We start from the raw sequence: 11,038 nt of genomic DNA on the forward strand, positions 1-11,038 counted from the left end.
TCTTACATGGACAGTACATTTTTGCGGCACCAAGCCCGGCTGCGCCACCGCAGCAGGAAGAGCACCGCCCGCAGGCACTCGTCGCAGGCCATGGCAATCCACAACCCCGCCAGCCCCAGGCCCAGGGGCACGGCCAGCAGGAAACCGCCTACCACAGCGGTAAGCCAGGCGCTGAAAATGCAGATGGTGATGGGGAAGCGAATATCTCCGCAGGCCTGAAGAGCCCGGCACATGACCATGTTCACCGCACGGCCCAACTCCAGGGGGATCTCGATGATCATGATGATGCGGAAGAGTTCCAGCACCTGGGGATCCTTGGTAAACAGGCCCAGCAGGGGCTGACAGAACACCAGCAGTATCACCGCCATCAGACCGGAGATAGCCAGGGAGGCCAGCAAGGTGCGTTTTACCAGCCGCTCCACATCGGGAACCCGGTCGGCGCCCATCAGGTGGGCCACCATGACCTGGGCGGCCTGGGAGATGGCGGAGCCAAACATATAGGTGAGCATGGCGAACATATTGGCGTATACCCGGGTATTGATGACGAAGATGGCGAACAGGTTGCAGATGGACTGGATAGCCACCTGGGACAGATTATAGGAGATGGACTCTCCGCCGGCGGGGATGCCGATGCGCAGCAGGCGGCGCAGCTGGTCGGTGGGGAAGGGGCGGAGGAGCTTGAGGGAGAGCACAGGGCCAAACTTCCGGCGGAACAGGAAAGCGATAAGGATGACGCCCACCACACGGGAGATATCGCTGGACAGAGCGGCGCCTGCCACGCCCAGGGCAGGCAGGCCGAAGGTACCACCGATGAGCACCGCGTTGCCGCCGATGTTGAGCAGATTCATGATCACAGCAACAATCATGCTCTCCTTCATCATCTGGTTGGAACGGAAAAAGGCGGTAAAGGTGAGATAGACCGCCTGGAACACCATGCCCCCGCCAATGATCCGCAAGTACAGGCAGCTGCGGTCCAGGATTTCCGCCGGTACCTGCATCAGGGTGAAGATGGGGCCGCACAGAACGATAAGCAGGGTTCCTACCGCCAGACCGAAGATAGCGTTGACCAGCAGTGAAAGGGTGTAGGTCTCGTTGACCCGCTGTTTATCCTCCGCTCCCAGGTAACGGGAGATGAGAATGGTGGAGGCGGTGGAAATAACGGAAAAGACCAGCAGTACCAGATTGGTGATCTGGTTGGCGTTGCCGATGGCGCCTACGCCGTTGGGGTCAAAGTGCCCCACCATGACCTGGTCGGCGTTGCCCACCAGCATCTGAAGAAGCAGTTCGATGAAGATGGGCCAGGTGAGGGACAGAATGCCCGGCTCGCGCCGGCGAAGGATGGTAGCTTGTTCCATGGAGGGGCTTCCTTTCGGTACAGAAATGGGAAATAGAAAGTACCGTATTAGTATAATGCGTACTGAACAAAGCCGAATGCCTTGAAAGCACCAGCTTTCAAGGCCAGTTGGCTTTGTTCAAGTGCAAGGTTTTTGGACGAGATCGACCCAAAACCTTGCACCTTCCGCTGGTGCGCCTTAACGCACCAGCGGAAATACGGATTGTACCAATGGCTGAATTTCATAAAACGGCCACTTCGAGCCGTTTTATGAAATTGGGCGGCTACTGCCGCACGAATAAACCGTATCACGGTTTATTCAGCAGACATTAGTATAGTGTCTCCATGCCAAAATGCAAGGGGGAAAAACGCCGTCTTTTATCCCTATTTCAGGGAGCTCCTCCGTCAGTTTTTGTCAAATTTAAATCAGAGCCAGAGTTTTCAGCACATAGAGCCACAGCGTCAGAGTAAAGGCGCTGAAGGCGGTGGTCAGCATGACGGTGCTGGAGGTGAGGGTGCCCTCGTGGCCCATATTGCGGGCCATGACAAAGCAGCTGACGGTGGTGGGGCTGCCCAGCATGGTGAGAGCGGCCACCAGCTTGTCGTCCCGGAAGCCCATGGCCACTGCGATGGGCAGGAAGATGGCCACAAAGACCACCAGCTTGAGGGCGGTGGCGGAGAGGGCGGGCTTGATGCGGCCGATGGCCTTTTTCCAGTCGAAGGAGGCGCCCAGGGCCATGAGGCCCAGGGGGGTGCCGGTGGCGGAAATGCTGTTCACCGTCTTGGTGAGGATGGTGGGCTGGGGGATGCGCAGCAGGGTCCAGGCCAGACCCACGATGATGCCCAGGATGATGGGGTTGGTGATAATCCCCTTGACCACTTTCTTGGCCGCCCCCTTGGAAAGGCCTTTCTGAGTGGGGCTGGTGAGAGAGAGCACCGTCACCGCCGCCGCGTTATAGAGGGGGACCGCACCGATGATGATCAGGCTGGCAGCCCCGGCGCTGCCGTAGAGGTTCTCCAGAAAGGCGGCACCCAGCAGAGCCACGCTGCTGCGGTAGCCCACCTGAATGAATTCCCCTCGCAACGGGGGTTCTTTCAACATACGGCTGAACAGGGCGGTGAGCAGGATGGAGGCCAGAGTGGCCAGAAAACAGAATACCACAAAGGAGGTGTCCCACACCTGGAAAAAGTCGGAGCCGGTCAGGTCCTTGAACATCATGACAGGCAAGCCCACTTTAAACACATAGCTGTTGAGCTTATCGGCAAAGGCCTGGCTAAAAAAGCCCATTTTGCGGAATGCGACACCCAGCAGCATGAGCAAAAAAATGGGTATAGTACCATTGAGACAATAGATCAGATTGTCCAGCATGACGATCCCCTCCAGAAATGACATCTATTTCATTATATCCCCTCCGCTATACAGGTGCAAGATTACCAAATGGTAAGTGGAATGGGCCAACCTGGTCGGCGCATAGGGATATCAAAAAGGGGGATTGCGCTATGGAGTGCCGGGGATCGGAGTTACGGGACAAGGAGATCATCAATATCAGCGACGGCAGCCGGATTGGCTATGTGGGGGATGTGATCATGGATCTGGAAGAGGGCAAAGTGAGTGCTCTGGTGGTGCCTGGGCGGCTGCGCCTGTTTGGCCTGTTGGGGCGGGAACCGGACACGGTTTTTCCCTGGACGGCGGTGCGCCGCTTCGGTGCGGATACCATTTTGGTGGAGGGGACGCAGGTCAGACAGAGAGAGCGAAGGGAACGAGCCTAATTTCGGGTGTTCTGCCATTGTTTTGCCAGCTTTTCCGTGCTATAATTCTATTTTAAAGCACCATATATCAAACACGTCAAATACGCAGGAGGATCGCCATGTGCGGGATTGTTGGATATGTTGGAAGGGAGGAGGCTGCGCCAATTTTGTTGGACGGCCTGTCCAGGCTGGAGTACCGGGGGTATGATTCCGCCGGTGTAGCGGTATACGGAGCAGAAGAAGGAATGCAGGTGGCCAAGGCCAAAGGGCGGCTTCAGGTGCTCAACGACCTGGTTAAGGGCGGAAGCACCCTTCACGGTACCATTGGCGTGGGCCATACCCGGTGGGCTACCCACGGGGCCCCGTCGGACGTCAATTCCCACCCCCAGGTCAGCGAGAATGGCCGGTTCGCCGTGGTCCACAACGGCATCATCGAAAACTACGCTGAGCTGCGGGAATTTCTCCAGTCCGAGGGAGTGCAGTTCGTGTCGGATACCGATACCGAGGTGGCGGCCCAGCTGCTGGAGTATTACTATCAGGGCGACCTGCTGGACGCAGTGGTGCGTACCCTCCACACCATCCGGGGCGCCTACGCCCTGGGTATTCTGTGTGCTGACTGCCCTGACCGGCTTATTGCTGCCCGAAAGGACAGCCCGCTGATTCTGGGCTTCGGCGACGGCGCTCACTACCTGGCCAGCGACGTCACTGCTCTCATCAAGTACACCAGAGAGGTGTGCTTTCTGGATGACGGTGAGATCGCGGAACTGACTGCCGACCACCTGTGGGTGTACGATTCCTACCTGCGCCCGGTGGAGAAGGAGCGCCGCCATGTGGACTGGGAGATCTCTGCGGCGGAGAAGGGCGGCTACGAGCACTTTATGATCAAGGAGATCATGGAGCAGCCAGAAGCCATCCGCAAGACCATCTCTCCCCGCATCAAGGACGGCCGTATTGTGCTGGACGACTGGCGGCTCACCGCCCGTGAGCTGGAGGAGATGGACCGGCTGTATATCATTGCCTGCGGCTCCTCCTACCATGTAGGTGTGGCGGCCAAATATATCCTGGAAAAACTGCTGCGAAAGCCGGTGGAGGTGACCTTGGCCTCCGAGTTCCGCTACTGCGATCCCATTGTGTCGGAGCGTACTCTGGCCCTGGTCATCAGCCAGTCCGGTGAGACCATCGATACCCTGGCTGCCATGCGGGAGGCCAAACGGCTGGGCGCCAAGGTGGTGTCCATTGTCAACGTGGTGGGCTCCACCATTGCCCGGGAGAGCGACAGCGTGCTCTACACCTGGGCCGGACCGGAAATCGCCGTGGCCACCACCAAGGCCTATTCCACCCAGCTGGCGGTGATCTACCTCATCGGCCTGTACTGCGCCGACCTGCTGGGCACCCTGGACCGGGCGAACTATGATGCCATTCTGGCAGAGCTCCAGCGTATTCCGGACAAGCTGCAGGAGATCCTGGAAAATCGGGAGGACATCCAGTATTTTGCCTCCCTGTACTTCAACCGGCCTTCCATGTTCTTCATCGGCCGCAATCTGGACTATGCGGTGGGTCTGGAGGGCTCGCTGAAGCTGAAAGAGATCTCCTATATCCACTCCGAGGCCTACGCTGCCGGAGAGCTCAAGCACGGCACCATCTCCCTCATTGAGCCGGGCACCCTGGTGGTGGCCCTGGCCGGGTGCGGGCCCCTGTTTGAAAAGACAGTGAGTAACGCGGTGGAGGTCAAGAGCCGGGGAGCCGATGTACTGGGTCTCACCACCCGGGACCGGGCGGCCGATCTCAGCCGTACGGCGGACCATGTGATTGCCATTCCTGAGACCCATCCCATGCTGTTGCCTTCCCTGGCAGTGGTGCCTATGCAGCTGTTCGCCTATTATACGGCGCTGCAGCGGGGTTGTGATATTGATAAACCCCGGAACCTGGCCAAGTCTGTAACAGTGGAATAAAAAAGACGGAGGAACGACATGAAACGACTGATCGCATTACTGATGGCAGCCGTTCTGGCCCTGGGGCTGACGGCCTGCGGCGGAGAGAAAGAGACCGCGGAGCAGGTCACGGTGCGCTATGGCCTATCCAATGCCTGGGACTCCCTGATGCCCTATAACAGTCCTTCGGGCAGCAACTACACCCGTATTGTCTGTGATAAGATCTATGACCGGCTGGCCTATGTCCACGCTGACGGTACCCTGGATCCCCGAGGCGCTAAAAGCTGGGAGAGTACCGACGACGGTATGGCGGTGCTTTTCCACCTGGATGAAAAGGCCGCCTTCCACGACGGCACTCCGGTGACCGCCCAGCACTGGGCGGATACCATTGCCCTCATTACCAACCCGGACTGTCCGGCCCTGGGCCGTGGTACCTTCTCCGTGCTGGCGGGCACCGACAGCAACGGCTGCGCCGTGGCGGGGGAGCAACTGGGGGCGGAGGCAGTAGATGAGTACACCCTGAAGCTCACCTTCAAGAGCGCTACCACCCCGGAGGACTTCCTGCTGGACAAAAACCGGGAGCTCTATGTGCTGCCCACCCATCTGCTGGCGGACACTGATCCGGCGGACATCATGGAGCTGGAGCTGTGGAGCGCCCCCGTGGGTTCCGGTCCCTGCAAGTTTGTGGAGGAGATCCCGGGCAGCCAGCTGGTGCTGGACATCAACAAGGACTATCAGCTGGGCTGTCCCGACTTTGATCAGCTGGTGGTGACGGTGATCGATAAGTCCAACCTGCTGTCCTCTCTCATTTCCGGGGATCTGGATTACTATGCTTTTGGCGGCAACCTGTCCATGGATGATGCTGAAACCGCCAAAGCGGGAGGCATTGAGGTGCTGGAGGGCGAGATCCCCAACACCTTCTATGAACTGATGCTCAACTGCGAGACCATCCCCAGTGCAGAGGTGCGCCGGGCCATCGATCTGGCCCTGGATAAGGAGGCACTGTGCCTTCAGTCCACCCATGGTCTGGGCGAGCCTACCGCTACCGACGTGACTCCGGGTACCGAGTATACCTGCTCCCTGACCTGGCAGCGGGACGTGGAGGGAGCCAAGATGCTGCTGGAGCAGGGAGGCTACGACGGACGGACCTATACCCTGGCCTGTACCTCCAACCGCTCCGGTCTGGCCGCCCTCATGCAGCAGGAACTGGCTGAGGTGGGTATGAATGTGACCATCGAGACGGTGGACTCCGCCGCCCTCTTCTCCGGTATGGCTGACGGCAAGTACGACATGGCCATTGCCAGCCATACCCCCGGCGCGCTGCCTCTGTGGTTTACGGAGAGCCGCCTCAGTGAGAGCAACAACATCTTCCACATTGCCGATCTGGAGCCCTACACTTACTATATTGACCAGATCAAGAGTTCCTCGGGCTGGGAGACTCGCCAGGTCATGCTGGATAAGCTGCAGGAGCTGCTGGCTGATCAGCGGCCCTTTATCCCCCTGTGGTTTGGCCGTACCCTCCATGCCCAGTCTCCCACAGTGGACAACATCGACTACCCCTCGTCCAGTTTCTCCAATGAGAACATCTGGGCGTGGCGCATGAAGGAGGCCTGAAAGGCCCCTTCTCAAAACTAGAAAGACCTCCGTAGGGCCGCCGCCCATAGCGGCCCGTGCCCCTGATTGGGGCCGGAAGTGCAGGAGGAAGCGAAAACTATGGGACAATATTTCCGCCGTCGTCTGCTGACGGCCATTCCGGTCTTTTTCGGAATTACGATTCTGGTATTTTGTATGCTTAATCTGGCCCAGGGCTCCATCCTGGACCTGATGGGGGAGGGAAGTGGCGCCACCGACGCCGACCGCTCCGCTCTGGCTGCCTCTCTGGGGCTGGACCAGCCCCTGCCGCAGCGGTATCTCTCCTGGCTGGGCGGATTGCTCCGGGGAGACCTGGGCAATTCCTACACCAACGGGAAACCGGTGGCTGGTCTCATTGCCCAGCGGGTAGGGCCCTCCCTGCTGCTCACCGGCACCGGTGTGGTGCTGGCGATAGCCATCGCTTTGCCCTTGGGGGTGTTGGCTGCCTGGAAGCCCCGGTCCGGCTGGGACCGGGCGGCCTCTGCCCTTAGCTTGGTCAGTTTCGGTGTGCCTGGCTTTTTCCTCTGCCTGGCCGGCATCTTTGTCTTTTCCGTCACTCTGGGCTGGTTGCCCGCCAACGGGATGTATGCCGCCGGGCGGTTTACCAGCCTGGCCGACCTGCTCCGCCATCTGATCCTCCCGGCAGGGGTGGTGTGTCTGAGCAGCGTGGGCGAGCTGGTGAAGCAGACCAGGGCCGCCTGCCTGGAGACTTTGGGAGAGGACTATATCCGCACTGCCTATGCCAAGGGGCTCACTGAACGGGCGGTCATGGTACGCCATGCCTTCCGTGGCTCTATGATCCCGGTGCTTACCACCATTCTCAGCCACATTCCTCATATCCTGGGTGGCTCCGTGGTGGTGGAGCAGATCTTTGGCTGGCAGGGTATGGGCAGCCTCCTGTTTTCCGGTATCTCCGGCCGGGACTATCCCGTGGTAATGGGCGTCACGGTGGTCATCGCCCTGACGGTGCTCCTAACCAACCTGCTCCTGGATCTGGTCTACGGACTGGTGGACCCCAGGGTGCGCTATGGGAAGGGGTAGGGCTATGGAGGAAAAACGGTTAGGCCGCAGCCCCTGGGACCGGTTTAGGGCGGACCGGAGGGCGATGGTATGTCTTTATATACTCTGCCTGGAGATCCTTGCGGTATTGCTGATGCCGCCGCTGCTGGGTCTGGAGCCCAATGCCAGCGATTTGGAGGCCGGCTTCTGGGCGCCGCCGTCGGCACAGCACCCCCTGGGTACCGACGATGTGGGCCGGGACCTGCTGGCCCGGCTGCTGAGCGGAGGGCAGGTATCCCTCTTCATTGGCCTGAGCTCTGCCGCCATCAGCACCGCTCTGGGCGTGCCTCTGGGCTTGCTGGCGGGTTACCGCCGGGGAGCCTGGGAGTTCTGGATCATGCGGTTGGCTGATATCTTTCAGACCTTTCCCTCTATCGTGCTGGTGCTCTGCCTGGTGACGGTAGTGGGTCCGTCGGCCACCAATATCGTACTGGTGCTGGGCCTGCTGGGCTGGACGGGAATTGCCCGGTTGGTGTACGGCAATACCCTGGCAGTGCGTGAGCGGGAATATGTGCTGGCAGCCAAGGGCCTTGGCGCCCGGACCGGGACCATCCTGCGGCGAAACGTACTGCCCAATGTGATCTCCCCCGTATGGTGCTCCATCCCCCTGCGGGCGGGGCGGGCCATCCTGTCGGAATCCAGCCTTAGTTTTCTGGGCTTCGGCATCCGGGCACCCCAGGCATCCTGGGGCAGTATGATCCAGTATGCCAGTAACCTGACGGTGCTCACCGCCCGGCCCTGGGTGTGGCTGCCGCCAGGCCTGTGCATTATTCTCACGGTGCTCTGTTTGGCGGGTATCGGAGACGGCCTGCGGGATGCGCTTGACCCCCGGTTCGACGGTCGGCGGTCCTGAGAACAGCGGAATATCAGTTGGAGAACCTGAAACAGCTCCGACCTGGGAAGGACCGGAGCTGTTTTGCAGCAAAAGGAGGTAATAGATGGTATATATGTTGATTTTATGCGGTGTGGTGCTGGTAGCCTGTATTTTGGCCAGCCGTTTCTCTCAGCGGGCCGGAGTGCCGGCGCTGCTGCTCTTTATGGCCCTGGGGATGCTGTTTGGCTCCGATGGGCTGCTGCGTATCCCCTTCGATGACTTCCGGGCGGCGGAGCAGATCTGTTCGGTGGCTCTGATCTTTATTATGTTTTACGGCGGATTCGGCACCCGCTGGGAAGCCGCCAAACCGGCAGCGGCCAGGGCGGTGGTGTTGTCCACCCTGGGAGTGGCGATGACCGCTCTGCTTACCGCCCTCTTCTGCCATTTTGCATTGGGGTTTCCGCCTCTGACCAGCTTCCTCACCGGCTCGGTGATTAGCTCCACCGACGCGGCCTCGGTGTTCTCCATTCTGCGCTCCAAAAAGCTGGGCCTGCGGTACCATACGGCCTCCCTGCTGGAGCTGGAAAGTGGCAGCAACGATCCCATGTCCTATATGCTGACCATGATTGCCCTCTCGCTGATGGGGGTGGGGGAGAGCGGCAATCTGATCTGGATGGTCTTTTCCCAGGTCGTATTTGGTGTTGCGCTGGGCCTGGCGGTGGCCGGCCTGTCGGTGCTCGTTCTGCGGCGGGTCCATCTGGCGGACGGCATGGACTCCATCTTTGTGCTGGCAGCCGCCTTGTTGGCCTATGCTCTGCCTGCTGCCGTGGGAGGCAACGGCTACCTGGGTACCTATCTGGCAGGGATCCTTCTTGGCAACGCCAAAATTCCTCATAAGCCCTCCCTGGTCCATTTTTTTGACGGCCTGACCGGTCTGGGCCAGATCATCATTTTTTTCCTGCTGGGCTTGCTGTCCTACCCCACGCAGATGCCCGGCGTACTCCTTCCGGCAGTGGCTATCGCCCTGTTCCTGACACTGGTGGCCAGGCCGCTGGCGGTCTTTGTGCTGCTGGCTCCCTTCCGGTGCAAACTGCGTCAATGTTTGCTGGTGTCCTGGGCGGGACTGCGGGGCGCGGCCTCCATTGTGTTTGCCATTATGGCTCTGGCCGGGGGAGCGGAAACCGGCTATGATCTGTTCCATATTGTCTTTTGTATCTCCCTGCTGTCCGTGGCAGTTCAGGGTTCCCTGCTGCCCCTGGTGGCCCGCAAGCTGGATATGGTGGACACGGAGGACAACATTGGACGGACCTTCAACGACTATCAGGACCAGCAGCAGCTCCACCTGACCCGCTTCCGCATCCAGCAGGGACACCCCTGGGAGGGAAAGACGGTAGGGGAGTGCAATCTACCTGCCGATGCTCTGGTGGTCACCATCCGCCGGGGGGAAGAGAATCTGATCCCCAACGGCAGCACCGTGGTCCAGGCGGGGGACCTGCTGGTGGTGAGCACGCCCATCTATCAGGACGACGGCGGTGTCAGCCTGCGGGAGCTTCCGGTGGAGGAGCATAAGGAATGGATTGGCCGCACCATCCGGGAGCTGGATCTGCCGGCGGAGGTGCTCATTGTACTGGTCCGCCGGGCGGACGGTACCACCGCCGTACCCAAAGGGGGAACGGTACTCTGCCAGGGAGATACCCTGGTGGTCAGCGAAGGGGAGAATATGCGTCCCGCGTAAATCAGAAAAAATGGATGGAGGGGCTAAAATCTCTTGCCATTACCAAACGGTAAGTGTTATCATGATAACAAAGGATCATGTGAACCGGTTTCGTGGCAAAGGAGGCCCCACTGGTGGAGTATACGGTAGAACTGACGGAAAAAAAGCAACTGCGCGTGATGCTCAACCCGGTACGGCAGGAAATGATCCATCTGCTGCGCCTGGTGGCTCGGCCGCTGTCCGCCAATGAGGTGGCGGAGCGGATGCAGCTGTCTCCCAGTGCCGCCCATTCCCATTTGAACAAGCTGGTGAAAATAGGATTGGTGTCGGCCCGGGAGGGTACCCGGCGGGACGGGAGCAAGACGACTTACTATCAGATGCGGGATGTGAGACTGCGGCTGTGTCTGGGCCGGAAGGACGGCTTTCAGGGCGAGCGGGAGGCCCTGGCAGCAAATTTGGTGGACAGCACCTTCCGCAGTTTGCTGGATAACGTGTACCGCTATGAGGAACAGGAACTGAAAGACTACGGGGTGCTCCGCTTTGGGGCCCTCCATCTGGATACCGCCCAGCGTAAGGAGCTGATGGAGCTGGTGACGGATTATCTGGAGAAGCACGGAGCCCTCCGGCCGGAGGCAGAGGAGCACTGGGAATATGTGGTGCTTGCTTACCGGGCCGGGGAGGAATTGTAATAAAAATCAGGGCCGGACTTTTGCTGGGGTTAGATAGCGATACTTTTTACATCTACCATGTTGCGGCGGTCATGGTTGACAACTTGCGTCGGCTCCTGCTCGGTATCAACCTGTCCG

General features: G+C 59.7%; 9 protein-coding genes. 7 read left to right on the forward strand and 2 right to left on the reverse strand.

Features of this window, described 5'->3' with window-relative positions:
- Positions 1 to 2: 2 nt before the first annotated feature.
- Together IHN22_RS01570 and IHN22_RS01575 are read right to left on the reverse strand one after the other, a co-directional pair.
- The gene (locus IHN22_RS01570) at positions 3 to 1,355 is read right to left on the reverse strand and encodes an MATE family efflux transporter (RefSeq protein WP_191433168.1); all 1,353 of its coding nucleotides are present in this window, start codon (positions 1,353 to 1,355) and stop codon (positions 3 to 5) included.
- A gap of 399 nt (positions 1,356 to 1,754) precedes the next feature.
- A complete protein-coding gene (locus IHN22_RS01575) occupies positions 1,755 to 2,702 on the reverse strand; it encodes an AEC family transporter (RefSeq protein WP_365813530.1) in 948 nt (315 codons plus the stop codon).
- A 131-nt stretch (positions 2,703 to 2,833) separates the two neighbouring features.
- On the opposite strand from IHN22_RS01575, the gene IHN22_RS01580 reads away from it, so the two are divergent.
- From IHN22_RS01580 to IHN22_RS01610, 7 genes are all read left to right on the forward strand, one after another.
- Positions 2,834 to 3,103, forward strand: a complete 270-nt coding sequence (locus tag IHN22_RS01580) for a YlmC/YmxH family sporulation protein (protein WP_087265733.1) — start codon at positions 2,834 to 2,836, stop codon at positions 3,101 to 3,103.
- A 98-nt stretch (positions 3,104 to 3,201) separates the two neighbouring features.
- On the forward strand, positions 3,202 to 5,034 hold the full coding sequence (gene glmS / locus IHN22_RS01585) for a glutamine--fructose-6-phosphate transaminase (isomerizing) (RefSeq protein ID WP_087389473.1): 1,833 nt from the start codon (positions 3,202 to 3,204) through the stop codon (positions 5,032 to 5,034).
- 18 nt (positions 5,035 to 5,052) lie between these two features.
- Entirely contained in the window at positions 5,053 to 6,627 is a 1,575-nt protein-coding gene (locus IHN22_RS01590; protein WP_191433169.1) for an ABC transporter substrate-binding protein, read from the forward strand.
- A gap of 99 nt (positions 6,628 to 6,726) precedes the next feature.
- The gene (locus tag IHN22_RS01595; RefSeq protein WP_087188203.1) at positions 6,727 to 7,686 is read left to right on the forward strand and encodes an ABC transporter permease; all 960 of its coding nucleotides are present in this window, start codon (positions 6,727 to 6,729) and stop codon (positions 7,684 to 7,686) included.
- Between the two features lie 4 nt (positions 7,687 to 7,690).
- Positions 7,691 to 8,557: an ABC transporter permease gene (locus IHN22_RS01600; RefSeq protein ID WP_365813535.1), complete on the forward strand. Its 867-nt coding sequence runs from the start codon at positions 7,691 to 7,693 to the stop codon at positions 8,555 to 8,557.
- Positions 8,558 to 8,642: 85 nt separating this feature from the next.
- Entirely contained in the window at positions 8,643 to 10,253 is a 1,611-nt protein-coding gene (locus IHN22_RS01605) for a potassium/proton antiporter (RefSeq protein WP_191433171.1), read from the forward strand.
- Positions 10,254 to 10,366: 113 nt separating this feature from the next.
- Entirely contained in the window at positions 10,367 to 10,921 is a 555-nt protein-coding gene (locus tag IHN22_RS01610; RefSeq protein WP_087188206.1) for a winged helix-turn-helix domain-containing protein, read from the forward strand.
- The last annotated feature ends 117 nt before the right edge of the window (positions 10,922 to 11,038 follow it).

Source organism: Flavonifractor sp. An112 (genome assembly GCF_904377885.1).
GTDB classification, from domain to species: domain Bacteria; phylum Bacillota; class Clostridia; order Oscillospirales; family Oscillospiraceae; genus Flavonifractor; species Flavonifractor avicola.

What these genes read in the sequence shown, in the direction of transcription:
- IHN22_RS01580 (WP_087265733.1), top strand. Translation starts at nt 2,834, where the DNA reads ATGGAGTGCCGGGGATCGGAGTTACGGGACAAGGAGATCATCAATATC.
- IHN22_RS01595 (WP_087188203.1), top strand. Translation starts at nt 6,727, where the DNA reads ATGGGACAATATTTCCGCCGTCGTCTGCTGACGGCCATTCCGGTCTTT.
- IHN22_RS01600 (WP_365813535.1), top strand. Translation starts at nt 7,691, where the DNA reads ATGGAGGAAAAACGGTTAGGCCGCAGCCCCTGGGACCGGTTTAGGGCG.
- IHN22_RS01590 (WP_191433169.1), top strand. Translation starts at nt 5,053, where the DNA reads ATGAAACGACTGATCGCATTACTGATGGCAGCCGTTCTGGCCCTGGGG.
- glmS (WP_087389473.1), top strand. Translation starts at nt 3,202, where the DNA reads ATGTGCGGGATTGTTGGATATGTTGGAAGGGAGGAGGCTGCGCCAATT.
- IHN22_RS01605 (WP_191433171.1), top strand. Translation starts at nt 8,643, where the DNA reads ATGGTATATATGTTGATTTTATGCGGTGTGGTGCTGGTAGCCTGTATT.
- IHN22_RS01570 (WP_191433168.1), bottom strand. Translation starts at nt 1,355, where the DNA reads ATGGAACAAGCTACCATCCTTCGCCGGCGCGAGCCGGGCATTCTGTCC.
- IHN22_RS01575 (WP_365813530.1), bottom strand. Translation starts at nt 2,702, where the DNA reads ATGCTGGACAATCTGATCTATTGTCTCAATGGTACTATACCCATTTTT.